We start from the raw sequence: 14,063 nt of genomic DNA, 5'->3' as shown, positions 1-14,063 counted from the left end.
TCGACGCTGTAAAAAAAAGCGCAAACCGAGTTAACGATTTGCGCCTTCAATCTTTTCTTAGCTGTTTAAGCCGTCACATTACGGACGGTAAACTTTCACGTTGGCAAAGCCTTGTTCTTGCAAGTAAAGTGCTTGTAGACGGCTCATTACGCCACGTTCACAGTACAGCAGGTAAGTCTTGCTTTGGTCAAGATCACCAAACTGAGTCGATAGCTTGTAGAACGGTAGGTGTTTCACTTCTACACCATCGATCTCTAGTGGGCTATCATCTTCTTCATCTGGGCTACGAATATCCAAAACAATCGCATTATCTTCTACCGCTTGAACTTGCTCTACTTCTGGTGCCGCTTGTTCTGTTTCTTTAGCGATATCGCGAATGTCCATTTGGCGTGCTTCGAAGACCACTTTTTCTAGAATAGAAAAATCAAACTTCTCTTCTTCTGCTTCCAGACGGCCTTTCACAGCTTTTACTGTTGGCTTTTTAGAGATAACGCCACAGTATTCAGGCATTGTCTTAGCAAAGTCTTCAGTACCAATTTCGCGTGCTAGGTTGATGATGTCTTCTTTATCCCAGTTGATCAGTGGACGAAGAATTAGCGTATCGGTTACACCATCGATGTGACGCAAGTTAGTCAGCGTTTGGCTTGAAACCTGACCCAGAGCTTCACCAGTAACAAGCGCTTGAATACCGAATTTCTCAGCAATCATGCCCGCTGCACGCATAAACATACGTTTTAGGATCACGCCCATTTGGCCGTCATCGACTTTCTCAAGAATTTCAGCCACAACTGGTTCGAAATCTACAGAGATAAAACGCACTTTTGCTGATGAACCGTATTTGTTCCACAAGTAGTGAGACACTTGTTTTACGCCGATTTCATGCGCAGGACCGCCTAGGTTAAAGAAGCAGTAATGTACTTTTGAACCACGTTTAATGTGTAGGTAGCTTGAAACACCAGAGTCGAAACCGCCAGAAATCAAACTTAGTACGTCTTCTTGCGTACCTAGAGGGAAACCACCTAGGCCTTTGTGGCGAGCAAGTACTTGGTTCAGCTTATCGCCAGACACTTCAACATTGATCGTCACATCAGGGTTACGCAGTTTCACGCTCGCACTTTCAACCGCTTGGTTCAAACCACCACCAACATAACGCTCAAGCTCAAGCGAGTTAAACTCATGCTTACCACGACGTTTTGCGCGTACTACGAACGTTTTGTTTTCGATCAGTGGCGCGCTTAGCTCTAGTACTTGTTCGTAAATATTGTGTAGGTCAGTAAAGTCAGATTGTTTTACTTCCAATACGTGATGAATACCTGGCGTATGAGTTAGGATCTCTAACACCTCTGCATGGTATTGGTCACTTTCTGACGTCACTTCGATATGGTCACGACGGTTAAATACCGCCACTGACTCGGTACGAAGCTTGATAATGTTGCGAATGTTACACTCAAGAATCTTTGTGAAGCGCTTACGCACCGACTCACTTTTTACGAAAATTTCTGGATGGGGCTTTACAATAAATTTCATACTTCACTTCACTGGTTAACAGTTTTCGCAATCATCATTAATACGCGGCCTAACTTGGCTAAGTTCGTATCTATGACCTTAAGGGCGCAAGATTATACATGATGAAATGCCCATAAAAAAGACGAGCGTGATGCTCGTCTTGTTAGTCTATACCCTATGCGGCTAATTTTGTATTGCTGGTACGGGATCACTAAATAGCGGCTCGCCCTGCATAATACTGATTTCCACTCGTCGATTGCGTGAGCGTTGCAGCTCTGTATCATTCGGTCCTAGTGGTTCAGTATCTGCCATACCTCGAACGCGCAAGCGTTGATGAGAGAAGCCAGGTACCTTTTCCATCTCTTGGGCAACCGATACTGCACGCTGAGCAGACAGATCCCAGTTAGAGCGATACAACTCGGAATCTAAACGTTGATTATCGGTGTGCCCAGATACTCGCACGATACCCGGAACATCTTTCACTAACTCAGCCACTTGGCGCACCAATGGGCGGAACTTAGGTTGCAAGAAAGCAGAACCTGCAGGGAATGCTCCTTGCTCACGAATACGAATCACCAACTGTTGGCCAAGATTTTCTACTTCAATCGCGCCTTCTTCAATTTCACGCTCTAACGCTTTTTGCAGAGCTTCAGACAGCGTTTCCATTTCTTGAGCGGATTGCTGGCGCTGCTTATCAGCTTCAGTATTTTGATTTTTCTTAGTCGAAGTTTCCGGTGATTGACCACCCGTCAGCTTGCCAGCGTCACGTTGTGTACCACCCGCGCGATCAGACTCCCCCTCATGAAACTCCAACGTTTGCTGAGTGATATCAATGGTCTGCTGCATAATGACATCAATGGGTGTTGGCTCAGGACGGCCTGGGCGAAACTCTTGCGCAATAATGCTAGTACCTTTAGGGATGTCTTTAACTTCTAGGCGATTCTGTACGCCGAATGCAAACTTCATCGAACCGGCGATTTGTTTAAATTTCAATACGTCCATTTCCGAGAAGGAAAGGAGCAGTACGAAAAAACACATTAATAACGACATCAAATCAGAAAACGTCGTCATCCACATCGGGGCACCGGGTGGTGGACATTTGCATTCGTTATCATCATTCATAGCGACACCTTAACTATTGTCGATATCAAGTGAACGCTTACCTTCATTGAGGTAGTTCTTCAGATAACTATCAATCACACGAGGGTTTTGACCATCTTGAATCGCAAGCACACCATCCATAATCAATCGGCGATTGAGCTTTTCTTGTTCACGACGTAATGCAAGTTTATCCGCAATTGGGAAGAACAACATGTTGGCAAGCACCGCACCATACAAGGTTGTCAACAAAGCGACCGCCATCGCTGGACCGATTGCTTTTGGATCGTCCATGTTAGAAAGCATCGCTACCAGACCAACCAGAGTGCCGATCATCCCCATCGCTGGCGCAACGTCACCATAGGCACGAAACACACCCGTCCCTTTTTCATGACGTTCATCGGTCAACGCGATATCTTTTTGCAATGCCGATCGCACCACATCCGCATCGTGACCATCAACGAGCAAGTCGATACCTTTTTGCATAAAGCTGTTCGAGATTTCCATCTCTTCCAATGCCAAAAAGCCACCTTTACGAGCAGCGTCTGCCATTTCGACGATTTTAGCGATTAGGTCTTCTGGCTCATCGGTCTTAAACGCGAATGCCTTACCCGCAATCTTGGCTGCGCCCAAAAACTGCCCGACGGTAAATTTCATCAGCACAACGAAAGTAGAACCACCAACAACGATCAAAATTGATGTCGTGTCGATGTACATGCCAATACTTCCGCCTAGGACCATGGCCATGATTACGAAAGCGAAGCCGCCAATCAGACCCAGAAGGGTAGCTAAATCCACACAGCACTCCTCATGCTAACTTATTACTCTATCTCTGGAATTATATCGGCAGGCTTGATGAATCTTTAGCTTTTTATTGGTATCACACTCACAATATGCCCAAATCTATTTCCATTTTCGTTGCTTTGCCTGCAGGTGAATTCATCACAACGAACAGAATGGTGATGATATAATTCGATTCCTAAGGGCAAAATGAATTTTTCGCCTAAATATACAAGGTTAAATTTGACCATCATTAATCGCTAAGGTAACTTTCGTTCATCTTTACAAAACTAGAAAAATTATGGCGAGCAAGAAACCTGAAAATATGACCTTTGAGTCAACTATTGAAGAGTTGGATTCGATCGTAGAAGATCTTGAAAATGGTGAACTACCATTGGATGAGGCATTGAAAAAATTCGAACGTGGCATTTCTCTCGCTCGCGCAGGCCAAGCCAAACTTAGTGATGCAGAACAACGTGTTAGCATTTTACTGCAAAATGATGACAACGCCCCACTGTCTGAATTTGTTCAGCAGCCTGAATAATTTTTGTTAGAAGATCGCGCCATGCAAGAGGCTTTACTCTCATTTCAGCAACGAAATAATCAACAATTAGAATGGTGGTTAAACCAACTGCCACACCAAAACCATCGTTTGGTCGATGCGATGCGCTACGGGCTGCTGCTTGGCGGCAAACGTGCTCGTCCATTTTTGGTTTACATCACAGGCCAAATGCTTGGCTGTGAAGTCGAAGACCTCGATACACCAGCATCTGCCGTAGAATGTATTCATGCTTATTCGTTAATTCATGATGATTTACCTGCCATGGATGATGATGAACTGCGCCGAGGACAACCAACTTGCCATATCAAGTTTGATGAAGCGACAGCGATCCTGACCGGCGATGCATTGCAAACCCTCGCCTTTACTATTTTGGCTGACGGTCAATTGAACCCAAATGCTGAATCTGCACGTATTAAAATGGTGAAAGCGCTCGCTGAAGCATCCGGTGCTGCTGGTATGTGCTTAGGGCAATCTCTCGATTTACTTGCTGAAAATCAAAAAGTTGCACTGAGTGAACTGGAAGAAATTCACCGCAATAAAACCGGTGCGCTAATGAAGTGCGCGATTCGTCTTGGCGCACTCGCTGCAGGTGACAAAGGCATTGCCGTGCTACCATTACTGGACAAATACGCCGATGCCATTGGTCTCGCGTTTCAAGTTCAAGACGATATTCTTGACATCATTAGTGACACTGAAACTCTGGGTAAACCACAAGGTTCAGATCAAGAATTGAACAAAAGTACTTATCCAGCACTACTTGGGTTACAAGGTGCAATAGATAAAGCGAATAATCTATTACAGGATGCACTTCAAGCGCTGGACGCAATACCATACAATACTGAGTTATTGGAAGAGTTCGCCCGATATGTCATCGAGCGCAAAAACTAACATTACAAGCGCGCATAATTATGACTCTTGATATTTCAAAGTATCCGACTCTCGCACTGGCTGACACGCCAATTGAGCTACGTAGTCTTCCGAAAGAAAGTCTACCTAAGCTATGTGATGAGTTACGCACGTACTTATTAAACTCTGTAAGCCAGTCAAGTGGGCACTTGGCTTCAGGATTGGGCACGGTTGAACTAACCGTGGCGCTTCACTACGTCTATAACACTCCATTTGACCAACTTATTTGGGACGTAGGCCATCAAGCATACCCGCACAAAATTCTAACTGGTCGTCGTGAGCAGATGCCAACCATCCGTCAAAAAGACGGTTTACACCCGTTTCCTTGGCGTGAAGAAAGCGAGTTCGACACTTTGTCGGTGGGTCACTCATCAACATCGATCAGTGCAGCGCTTGGCATGGCCATCTGTGCGCAAAAAGAAAATCAAAACCGTAAAGTCGTCAGTGTGATTGGTGATGGTGCGATTACTGCGGGCATGGCATTTGAAGCGATGAACCATGCTGGTGATATTCACCCAGATATGCTGGTGATTCTCAACGACAATGAAATGTCGATTTCCGAAAACGTGGGCGCCCTAAACAATCACCTTGCACAGCTACTCTCGGGTAATTTTTACACCTCGATTCGCGAAGGTGGAAAGCGCGTACTTTCCGGTGTACCACCAATTAAAGAGCTTGTTCGTCGCACTGAAGAGCATCTCAAAGGGATGGTCATTCCGGGCACCCTGTTTGAAGAACTTGGCTTTAATTACATCGGCCCTGTTGACGGCCACGATGTGATCGAGTTGGTCAAAACGTTGAAGAACATGCGTGAACTGAAAGGCCCGCAGTTCCTACACATTATGACCAAAAAGGGTAAGGGTTATGAACCAGCTGAGAAAGATCCGATTGGTTATCATGGCGTACCTAAATTCGACCCAAGCCACTCTAGCTTGCCAAAAAGTAGCAGCGGCAAACCAACTTTCTCGAAGATTTTCGGCGATTTCCTATGTGATATGGCCGCGCAAGATCCTAAGCTGATGGCGATTACGCCAGCGATGCGCGAAGGTTCAGGCATGGTTCGCTTCTCAAAAGAGTACCCAGAGCAATATTTCGACGTAGCGATTGCTGAACAACACGCCGTAACGTTAGCTACGGGTATGGCGATTGCGGACTACAACCCGATTGTCGCTATCTACTCTACGTTCCTACAGCGTGGTTACGATCAGCTAATCCACGATGTCGCGATTATGAATTTACCCGTGATGTTTGCTATCGACCGTGCCGGTCTCGTTGGCGCAGACGGTCAAACTCACCAAGGCGCATTTGATATTAGCTTTATGCGCTGTATCCCGAATATGGTGATCATGACCCCGAGCGACGAGAACGAATGTCGTCAAATGCTCTACACCGGTCATAAACATCAAGGGCCTAGTGCAGTTCGTTACCCTCGAGGCAGCGGCATGGGCACAGCCATTGACCAAGAGTTTACCGCGTTAGAAATCGGTAAAGGTCGCATGGTTCGCCAAGGCGAGAAAGTTGCGATTCTAAACTTTGGCACCTTTATGCCAAACGCACTTGAAGCGGCGGAAGCTCTTAACGCAACGGTTGCCGATATGCGCTTTGCTAAGCCTTTGGATCATGACTTAATCAAACAATTGGTTGCTGACCATGATGTTCTGGTCACCATCGAAGAAAATGCGATTGCCGGTGGTGCGGGTGCGGGTGTGGTTGAGTTTATGATGCAAGAGAAATTGATTAAGCCAGTACTCAATCTTGGCCTGCCTGACGAATTTGTCGCTCAAGGAACACAAGAAGAATTGCACGCTGACCTAGGTTTAGATGCCAAAGGAATTGAGCAGTCAATTCGTGCTTACCTAGCAAAATAACGCCCAACAGATAAGTAAACGAAAGCCCTCAATTGAGGGCTTTTTTATTACTGCTCGATTACACCTGCGGGGCATGCCACTCAAACAAATCAAATAATCGATGCCATGTGCTATCAAAACCAGCTTTGATCACCAATGTCTCGCCACTAAATGGATGAACAAACTCCAAACTGGTCGCATGCAAAAGCAGACGGTGTGAATCATAGACATCACGAAACAACTTATTGTGCTTGCCATCACCGTGAGTGGTATCTCCCACCATAGGATGACGAAGGTGTGCCATATGACGACGAAGTTGATGTTTACGCCCTGTATGCGGATTCAGCTCCATCAAACAGTAACGCGTCGTCGGAAAACGGCCGGTTGAATGTGGCACTTCCACTTTGGCTAACGGCTGATAGTCGGTGACTGCCTCTTGTGCTTCTTTCTCTTGGCTAGCAAATTTGTCGGCGATTTTATCCAGCTCCACTTTAAGTGGATAATCGAGAGTACCGCCCTCTTCGATCCAACCACGCACAATCGCATGATAGGTTTTCTTCATCTCATGGTTGGCAAACATTGGCATCACTTGCGCGGCTATTTCACTGGAAAGTGCGAAAATCAACACGCCAGACGTCGGTCTGTCTAAACGATGAAGTGGAAACACATGTTGGCCGATTTGATCACGCAAAGTTTGCATGACAAACTGCGTTTCATGCTTATCCAACCAACTACGATGAACCAACATACCAGCTGGTTTATTCACTGCGACGAAATACGCATCTTGATAAATGATGTCTAACACCTAAGCTGCCTCTGAATCTATTTGGCGAATCACCGCAATAATACTTAAATACTCGCTTTGCAGCTTCCAGCACTCTTCAAAATACGGTGCTAAAGCAAACCCTCTTGGTAACGCTTGCTCTGCCTCAATCAAAGCGTACATACGTGGCAAAAATATCCATTGCAGCCATTGGTGAGGCTCTAGGGTATCGAGAGCAAAGGGTTGCTGGCTGGCTAGCGCTTGCTCACTAGGCATGCTGTCTTGCCAAAGCTCGGCGGCACGAAGCTGCAGCTCTAGCTCACTAAGTAAATCCGTGAGCGGAGTATCTTGTTTCATTTATCTTTGTCGCTGACCTTGAAATTAGCCTATAGAGTACCATTTATAAGGGAAAGTCAGTTAGGAAAAGTCTTGCATGGAAACCATTCATACTCTCAGCGAGCTGCTACGTAACAGTGATTGCCAGTTTAAAATTTTTGATTTGGGTCGCCGAATCAAAGTCATCGATAACCAAACCTTTGAACAAATTGAAAAAGGTTATCAACCTTACCCGTTTCCGCTGCAACGTAAAGCGCACATCGCTATCGCTTATTGGAATCAAGCCAAACAACCATGGATTTGGTTTCTCAAGTTTGAACTGGATGAGCGCGGTTTACTTAAACAAGCCGATATCGGTAACTTCATTAAGTTTGTGGTTGAAGCGATGGGGACTCGTCTTAGCCAAGAAATGAGTGAAGATCAGCAACAAAAGCTGGCCAACAATCCATACACCTTTAAACCTGCTGAAGACAAAATGGCGGTATTTCACAGCCAAATTCGCGCAGATTTAGATCTACCATGCAGCCAATACTATGAGCATGCTCAGCATTACTTTAAAGCAGGCCTTGGTTGGCAAAATTGGCAGACCGTCGGTTTGCAAGGGATCACCGATATCTGCGCCCGTCTCGGAATTGACCAAAATGGTGTTGAAGTGCGTAAAGCCCTGCCACATCTTCCGTCGGAGCCGCTATATGCTTTACTTGGCGCACTCGAGCATAACGATTTACCCGAAAAACTTGCGATGCGCATCGCTGAGTTGGCACAAGCAGAAATCGATAGCCCAGAGCCGGACTTATTTCTACTTTCCGCGCTGATGCGTGCTCTATCCGGGGCGGAACGTCATATTTCGGCGCCAATCCTGGAGCAAGTGCTGAACAGCCCTCGTCTTAGCCATCAAGAAGTACTAATTGGTACTGCAGGCCGAAGCTGGCATTTACTTACTGATGTAAGCGTTGCTGAACGTTTCTTAGTTCGCTTGGCACAAACTGGAAATCAGTCGCTATTCAATCAACTATTTGCCGATCTTGTGATGTTACCAGAATTACGCTTAGTACTGTTGCCGCTGCTGCATTCAACCCCTTCTCCGGAATTGGCGCAGGCATTACTCAACCTACAGCAAAGTGCGAAAGCCTAGTCACTACGAGAAGATATAATGATCACGGATTTGTTCGCTATCTTGTTGCTATGTATCGTGTGCATGCTTTTTTGGCAGCAACGACGTCAATCAGAGTTAGCCAAAGTCGCGATACAGCGTAAGTGCGATCAACTCGATTTGCAGTTGATCAGTACCGCTCTTAAAGCACATAAACTAAAAACGCCAGACGGAGTCTGGCGTTGGCATTCAGTCTATCAATTCGAGTTTTCCGCGCTAGGCGATGATTGCTATCAAGGTGAACTGATCATGATTGGCTTTCGAGTCGTGCATTTTCACCTGCCACCACATCGAATGTAAATTGATGTTCAACATATTGGTCCTCGCCATCCGAGCTAGGGCCTTTATTTTCAAATCCCAGCTTTTGCAACACTCGAATAGCAGCCATATGCTCCACTGAGTTAACAGCACATACGTGAGTTAGAGAAAGATCTCGGCGAGCTTTTTTAAGAAAAGCACCTAACGCTTCAGCAGCAATACCTTGTCCCCAATAGCTCTTATCGAAAACAAACACCAACGTCGGTTGAAGCGATAAATCACTCAGCGCGATATGACCTATGTACTCATGCGTAAAACTATCAAGTACCGCGCGAGCGTATATTTGGTTGTCGTTCAGTAACTGATTAAATTCTTGTTTGGCTTTAGAAACCGTGTAAGGTCCATTGAGATAAAAGCGGTTTTTAACGCAGCAATTTAGCACGATATAATCGGATAATAGAGATTCGTTATAAGGTACTAATATTACTCGTCGAGTAGCGATAGTCACGGCTAGTCCTTGCTAATGGCAGTTCCCATTTAGCTGCAATAAATTCCATTATTTAAATAATCAAAAGCACACTAAACGCTAACTCATTCGAATAAGCGTATTTGATGTTTCATTTTAATCACTGGTTTTCCACTGCATTTGGCAACTGACAGACCAAGGCACGGTATAGGCTTGTCATCCGGTCACTGAAATATGAGTAATTGTTAGAGATTTCAGCACTAGACAAAACTGAGTAACAGTCGACAATTTTGGTTGCACAATGTAACTGAAATGCGACTTAAAACAATGAACTACGCCACATAAAAACGTAAAGACAGGTGTCTAATTTAATTTAATTTTTCATTTTATCAATAACTTAGAGATACCTTCGTCGCGCCATCACTAGTCATTCTCTTACAAGACCAATATCCAATCTCTTACAAAAAGGACAACAATTTACGTTCCCACTGTCGTCAATTTAACGGTAGACTAGCCGTAATTAGGCTTTAGGCCTTCAAAGCTACAAGGAAAGACCATGATTACCCAAGACGTAAGCCGAGAGCTTGAGCAAGTCATCACACAACTGAGCAAAGAAGGCAAAGAGCCAACCGTCGCTTTAGTGAAAGCAAGACTCACATCATCCGTCCCGATGCCAGCACTTATCAGCACAATCAAGAGTTGGAAAAACTCACAACGAGTCCCCAAGGTTGAAGTCGCGGTGAAAGAGCCATCGCAAATTGATCGTATTAACGAACTCGAAGCACAAGTTAAAGAATTAACCCAACGCTTAGCGGCAATAGAAGCGAAGTTGCAATAGCCTAAGCAATCGCAATCGATCTCTTGTGATTGGGAATGACTAAAAAAGAAGGCCCAGCATAAGCTGAGCCTTTGGGTTTTGTTGGGGTTATCTTACCATCCCGTCACTTCGCGCAATGCTTTACCAATATCGGCGAGTGATTTCACGGTTTTAACGCCGGCTTCTTCAAGGGCTGCGAATTTATCTTCCGCAGTACCTTTACCACCCGAGATAATCGCGCCCGCATGGCCCATGCGCTTCCCTGGGGGCGCGGTTACACCCGCGATGTACGATACGACTGGCTTAGTCACATTATCTTTGATAAATGCCGCAGCTTCTTCTTCCGCAGTCCCACCGATTTCACCGATCATTACGATTGCTTCAGTTTCTGGGTCTTGTTGGAACAGCTTTAGAATATCAATAAAGTTTGAACCAGGGATTGGGTCACCACCAATACCGACACACGTTGACTGGCCGAAACCTTCGTCAGTTGTCTGCTTAACCGCTTCATAAGTCAAAGTACCTGAACGAGAGACAATACCCACTTTGCCCTTCTTATGAATATGGCCTGGCATAATACCAATCTTACACTCACCTGGAGTGATAACACCCGGACAGTTAGGACCAATCATTACAACGCCAGCTTCGTCCAAGCGAACTTTCACATCCAGTAAATCAAGAGTTGGAATGCCTTCAGTGATCGTTACGATCAATTTGATACCTGCATCAATCGCTTCCAGAATAGCATCTTTACAGAAAGGCGCAGGTACGTAGATAACTGAAGCTGTCGCCCCGGTCACTTCAACAGCTTCACGTACAGTATTGAACACTGGAAGGCCCAAATGCATCTGGCCACCTTTACCAGGCGATACACCACCTACCATTTGCGTGCCGTAAGCGATGGCTTGCTCTGAGTGAAAAGTACCTTGACCACCCGTGAAACCCTGACAGATAACTTTAGTCTCTTTATTAATTAGTACTGACATTAGTTGCCCTCCGCTGCCGCAACGACTTTTTCTGCTGCTTCAGTTAGAGAGTTTGCAGCGATAATATTTAGACCACTTTCAGCCAATTTTTGCGAGCCTAGGGGGGCATTGTTACCTTCTAGACGAACAACAACCGGTACTTCAACCCCGACTTCTTCGACAGCGCCGATAATACCTTCCGCAATAAGGTCACAACGAACAATGCCACCAAATATATTCACCAGTACTGCTTTGACATTGCTGTCAGATAGGATGATCTTAAATGCTTCAGTTACGCGCTCTTTGGTCGCACCGCCGCCAACGTCAAGAAAGTTTGCTGGTTGGCCACCATGAAGGTTAACGATGTCCATCGTACCCATAGCAAGACCAGCACCGTTAACCATACAGCCGATGTTGCCATCAAGTGCTACATAGTTCAGTTCCCATTGCGCCGCATGTGCTTCGCGCTCATCTTCTTGTGAAGGATCGTGCATCTCACGCAACTTTGGCTGACGGTAAAGCGCGTTAGAGTCGATATTAATCTTGCCATCTAGACACAGAAGATCACCCGCACCAGTGATAACCAGAGGGTTAATTTCTAGCAGTGCCAGATCGTATTGAGCAAACATTTCGCCCAGACCAACAAAGATCTTCACAAATTGTTTGATTTGGTCACCTTTAAGACCAAGTTTGAATGCCAGTTCACGGCCTTGATAAGCCTGTGGACCCACTAGCGGATCGATGGCGGCTTTGTGAATGAGCTCTGGCGTTTCTTCCGCCACTTTCTCGATTTCCACACCACCTTCGGTTGATGCCATGAATACAATGCGACGTGTTGAGCGATCAACTACCGCACCCAAGTAAAGCTCATTAGCAATGTCAGAAGCTTCTTCAACCAATATCTTAGACACTGGCTGACCATTGGCATCTGTCTGGTATGTCACTAGATTTTTGCCTAGCCACTTTTGCGCAAACTCTTTCACGCCTTCTTTGGTATCGTGTAGTTCTACGCCACCCGCTTTGCCGCGACCACCAGCGTGAACCTGACACTTGACCACTTTCTTTTCAGTGCTAATGCGACCTGCTGCTTCGAACGCTTCTTGCGGGGTATCACAAGCATAGCCTTCCGGTACAGGCAAACCGAATTCTGCAAACAGCTGTTTGGCTTGGTATTCATGCAAATTCATTTTGATATTCCGTTTGTTATTCCCTAGAGGGATTTATTATTTCCATAACGTCGCAGTTGAACTCTGCGTTATACACGTCTGTAGGGTCTTCTCAAATAAACCGCAATGCGATTCAAATGAAGGCTAAACAGTTGAGCCAGTCTAGCCCCATTGCGCTTGCAACGTCGAGTCATCGAAGACAACTCGACGTTTTAGCGATATTAAACGTCTAATAACAGACGTGCTGGATCTTCCAGTAGTTCCTTAATGGTTACTAAGAAACCAACTGACTCACGACCATCGATTAAGCGGTGATCGTAAGAAAGAGCCAAATACATCATTGGTAGGATTTCTACCTTTCCATCCACAGCCATTGGACGGTCTTGGATTTTGTGCATACCCAAAATCGCTGACTGAGGTGGGTTGATGATTGGTGTCGACATCAATGAACCGAACACACCGCCGTTAGTGATGGTAAAATTACCGCCCATCAACTCATCGACTGTGAGTTTGCCGTCACGGCCTTTAATCGCGAGATCTTTGATGCCTTTTTCAATATCAGCAAAACCTAGTGTGTCACAGTCTTTTAGAACTGGAGTCACTAAACCACGTGGCGTTGATACTGCCATGCTGATATCAAAAAAGTTGTGATAAACAATATCGTCGCCATCAATAGAAGCGTTCACTTCTGGGTAACGTTTTAATGCTTCGGTTACCGCTTTTACGTAGAACGACATAAAACCAAGGCGAATACCGTGACGTTTCTCGAATTGGTCTTTGTACTGAGCACGTAAGTCCATAATTGGCTTCATGTTCACTTCGTTAAACGTGGTGAGCATTGCTGTGCTGTTTTTCGCTTCCAATAGTCGATTCGCTACGGTCTTACGTAGACGCGTCATTGGAACACGCTTCTCACTGCGCGCTGCGGCTGGTGCCTGAACCTCAGGTTGTTTCGCAGTCACAGGCTCAGATTTCGCATTGGCTAAGTAAGCTTCCACATCTTCACGAGTAATACGACCACCAACACCTGAGCCTTTCACTTGCGACGCTTCAAGGCCATGTTCAGACATCAAACGACGAACTGCAGGGCTAAGAGCATCATTACTTTCTTCCGTTAGTGACGCTTTATGACGCTTGTCAGGTGACGCTTGAGTTTCTTCTGTCGTATCCGTCGTTGGCTCACCTGCCACCGCTCCAAGTTTTAGCTTGGCCAGTAGCTGCTTAGATAGTACGGTCGCACCTTCAATCTCGATGATTGCTTCCAAAATACCGGCATCTGGTGCTGGCACTTCAAGAACCACCTTATCGGTCTCAATATCAACCAACACTTCATCACGCTCAACCTTGTCGCCAGGTTGTTTGTGCCAAGTTGCTACAGTTGCGTCAGCAACAGATTCAGGTAAATCTGGAACCAGAATTTCAATTGTCATTTCTATCTTC

15 protein-coding genes are annotated in these 14,063 nt (G+C 45.7%); 6 read left to right on the top strand and 9 right to left on the bottom strand.

The features are described 5' to 3' along the window. Positions 1 to 78: 78 nt before the first annotated feature. From thiI to pomA, 3 genes are all read right to left on the bottom strand, one after another. Positions 79 to 1,527 carry a tRNA uracil 4-sulfurtransferase ThiI gene (thiI, locus tag Vt282_RS03800; RefSeq protein WP_162062599.1) on the bottom strand — a complete coding sequence of 483 codons (1,449 nt, stop codon included), beginning with the start codon at positions 1,525 to 1,527 and terminating at the stop codon, positions 79 to 81. A gap of 162 nt (positions 1,528 to 1,689) precedes the next feature. Then, positions 1,690 to 2,628: a flagellar motor protein MotB gene (locus tag Vt282_RS03795; RefSeq protein ID WP_162062598.1), complete on the bottom strand. Its 939-nt coding sequence runs from the start codon at positions 2,626 to 2,628 to the stop codon at positions 1,690 to 1,692. A gap of 9 nt (positions 2,629 to 2,637) precedes the next feature. Further along, complete coding sequence (gene pomA / locus Vt282_RS03790) at positions 2,638 to 3,402, bottom strand: flagellar motor protein PomA (protein ID WP_162046894.1); 765 nt, start codon at positions 3,400 to 3,402, stop codon at positions 2,638 to 2,640. 283 nt (positions 3,403 to 3,685) lie between these two features. Here pomA and xseB point away from each other — a divergent pair, with 283 nt between their 5' ends. The 3 genes from xseB to dxs are packed head-to-tail and all read left to right on the top strand — an operon-like array spanning position 3,686 to position 6,720. Continuing rightward, complete coding sequence (xseB, locus tag Vt282_RS03785; RefSeq protein ID WP_162046895.1) at positions 3,686 to 3,928, top strand: exodeoxyribonuclease VII small subunit; 243 nt, start codon at positions 3,686 to 3,688, stop codon at positions 3,926 to 3,928. Between the two features lie 21 nt (positions 3,929 to 3,949). Next, positions 3,950 to 4,834 carry a (2E,6E)-farnesyl diphosphate synthase gene (gene ispA / locus Vt282_RS03780; protein ID WP_162046896.1) on the top strand — a complete coding sequence of 295 codons (885 nt, stop codon included), beginning with the start codon at positions 3,950 to 3,952 and terminating at the stop codon, positions 4,832 to 4,834. Between the two features lie 20 nt (positions 4,835 to 4,854). After that, positions 4,855 to 6,720: a 1-deoxy-D-xylulose-5-phosphate synthase gene (gene dxs / locus Vt282_RS03775; protein WP_162062597.1), complete on the top strand. Its 1,866-nt coding sequence runs from the start codon at positions 4,855 to 4,857 to the stop codon at positions 6,718 to 6,720. Between the two features lie 58 nt (positions 6,721 to 6,778). Here the strand turns inward: dxs and truC are convergent, their stop codons facing one another. Together truC and Vt282_RS03765 are read right to left on the bottom strand one after the other, a co-directional pair. Further along, positions 6,779 to 7,504, bottom strand: a complete 726-nt coding sequence (gene truC, locus Vt282_RS03770) for a tRNA pseudouridine(65) synthase TruC (protein ID WP_162062596.1) — start codon at positions 7,502 to 7,504, stop codon at positions 6,779 to 6,781. Further along, positions 7,505 to 7,819 carry a YqcC family protein gene (locus Vt282_RS03765; protein ID WP_162062595.1) on the bottom strand — a complete coding sequence of 105 codons (315 nt, stop codon included), beginning with the start codon at positions 7,817 to 7,819 and terminating at the stop codon, positions 7,505 to 7,507. It abuts the gene before it with no gap. Positions 7,820 to 7,895: 76 nt separating this feature from the next. Between Vt282_RS03765 and Vt282_RS03760 the strand changes: the two genes are divergently transcribed. Next, positions 7,896 to 8,933: a DUF3549 family protein gene (locus Vt282_RS03760; protein ID WP_162062594.1), complete on the top strand. Its 1,038-nt coding sequence runs from the start codon at positions 7,896 to 7,898 to the stop codon at positions 8,931 to 8,933. A gap of 18 nt (positions 8,934 to 8,951) precedes the next feature. Beyond that, positions 8,952 to 9,251, top strand: a complete 300-nt coding sequence (locus Vt282_RS03755; RefSeq protein WP_162062593.1) for a DUF3301 domain-containing protein — start codon at positions 8,952 to 8,954, stop codon at positions 9,249 to 9,251. Here Vt282_RS03755 and Vt282_RS03750 read toward each other — a convergent pair. Beyond that, positions 9,199 to 9,717, bottom strand: a complete 519-nt coding sequence (locus Vt282_RS03750) for a GNAT family N-acetyltransferase (RefSeq protein ID WP_162062592.1) — start codon at positions 9,715 to 9,717, stop codon at positions 9,199 to 9,201. The genes Vt282_RS03755 and Vt282_RS03750 overlap by 53 nt on opposite strands. Positions 9,718 to 10,231: 514 nt before the next feature. On the opposite strand from Vt282_RS03750, the gene Vt282_RS03745 reads away from it, so the two are divergent. Continuing rightward, positions 10,232 to 10,513, top strand: coding sequence for a hypothetical protein (locus Vt282_RS03745; RefSeq protein ID WP_162046903.1), 282 nt, complete (start codon positions 10,232 to 10,234; stop codon positions 10,511 to 10,513). A gap of 92 nt (positions 10,514 to 10,605) precedes the next feature. On the opposite strand, the gene sucD is transcribed toward Vt282_RS03745, so the two are convergent. From sucD to odhB, 3 genes are all read right to left on the bottom strand, one after another. Continuing rightward, positions 10,606 to 11,478, bottom strand: coding sequence for a succinate--CoA ligase subunit alpha (gene sucD / locus Vt282_RS03740; RefSeq protein WP_162062591.1), 873 nt, complete (start codon positions 11,476 to 11,478; stop codon positions 10,606 to 10,608). After that, complete coding sequence (gene sucC, locus Vt282_RS03735) at positions 11,478 to 12,644, bottom strand: ADP-forming succinate--CoA ligase subunit beta (RefSeq protein ID WP_162062590.1); 1,167 nt, start codon at positions 12,642 to 12,644, stop codon at positions 11,478 to 11,480. The genes sucD and sucC overlap by 1 nt, the downstream gene beginning before the upstream one ends. 200 nt (positions 12,645 to 12,844) lie before the next feature. Next, positions 12,845 to 14,053: a 2-oxoglutarate dehydrogenase complex dihydrolipoyllysine-residue succinyltransferase gene (gene odhB, locus Vt282_RS03730; RefSeq protein ID WP_162046906.1), complete on the bottom strand. Its 1,209-nt coding sequence runs from the start codon at positions 14,051 to 14,053 to the stop codon at positions 12,845 to 12,847. Positions 14,054 to 14,063: the final 10 nt, after the last annotated feature.

Origin of the sequence: Vibrio taketomensis, assembly GCF_009938165.1 — a bacterium.
GTDB classification, from domain to species: Bacteria; Pseudomonadota; Gammaproteobacteria; order Enterobacterales; family Vibrionaceae; genus Vibrio; species Vibrio taketomensis.
The sequence above is the reverse complement of the archived record's forward strand: the minus strand, read 5'-3'. Positions and strand labels throughout refer to the sequence as shown.

Bases quoted from the DNA above. Each gene is read 5' to 3' on its own strand.
- thiI (WP_162062599.1), bottom strand. From the start codon at position 1,527: ATGAAATTTATTGTAAAGCCCCATCCAGAAATTTTCGTAAAAAGTGAG.
- Vt282_RS03795 (WP_162062598.1), bottom strand. From the start codon at position 2,628: ATGAATGATGATAACGAATGCAAATGTCCACCACCCGGTGCCCCGATG.
- xseB (WP_162046895.1), top strand. From the start codon at position 3,686: ATGGCGAGCAAGAAACCTGAAAATATGACCTTTGAGTCAACTATTGAA.
- ispA (WP_162046896.1), top strand. From the start codon at position 3,950: ATGCAAGAGGCTTTACTCTCATTTCAGCAACGAAATAATCAACAATTA.
- dxs (WP_162062597.1), top strand. From the start codon at position 4,855: ATGACTCTTGATATTTCAAAGTATCCGACTCTCGCACTGGCTGACACG.
- Vt282_RS03765 (WP_162062595.1), bottom strand. From the start codon at position 7,819: ATGAAACAAGATACTCCGCTCACGGATTTACTTAGTGAGCTAGAGCTG.
- Vt282_RS03760 (WP_162062594.1), top strand. From the start codon at position 7,896: ATGGAAACCATTCATACTCTCAGCGAGCTGCTACGTAACAGTGATTGC.
- Vt282_RS03755 (WP_162062593.1), top strand. From the start codon at position 8,952: ATGATCACGGATTTGTTCGCTATCTTGTTGCTATGTATCGTGTGCATG.
- Vt282_RS03745 (WP_162046903.1), top strand. From the start codon at position 10,232: ATGATTACCCAAGACGTAAGCCGAGAGCTTGAGCAAGTCATCACACAA.
- sucD (WP_162062591.1), bottom strand. From the start codon at position 11,478: ATGTCAGTACTAATTAATAAAGAGACTAAAGTTATCTGTCAGGGTTTC.
- sucC (WP_162062590.1), bottom strand. From the start codon at position 12,644: ATGAATTTGCATGAATACCAAGCCAAACAGCTGTTTGCAGAATTCGGT.
- odhB (WP_162046906.1), bottom strand. From the start codon at position 14,053: ATGACAATTGAAATTCTGGTTCCAGATTTACCTGAATCTGTTGCTGAC.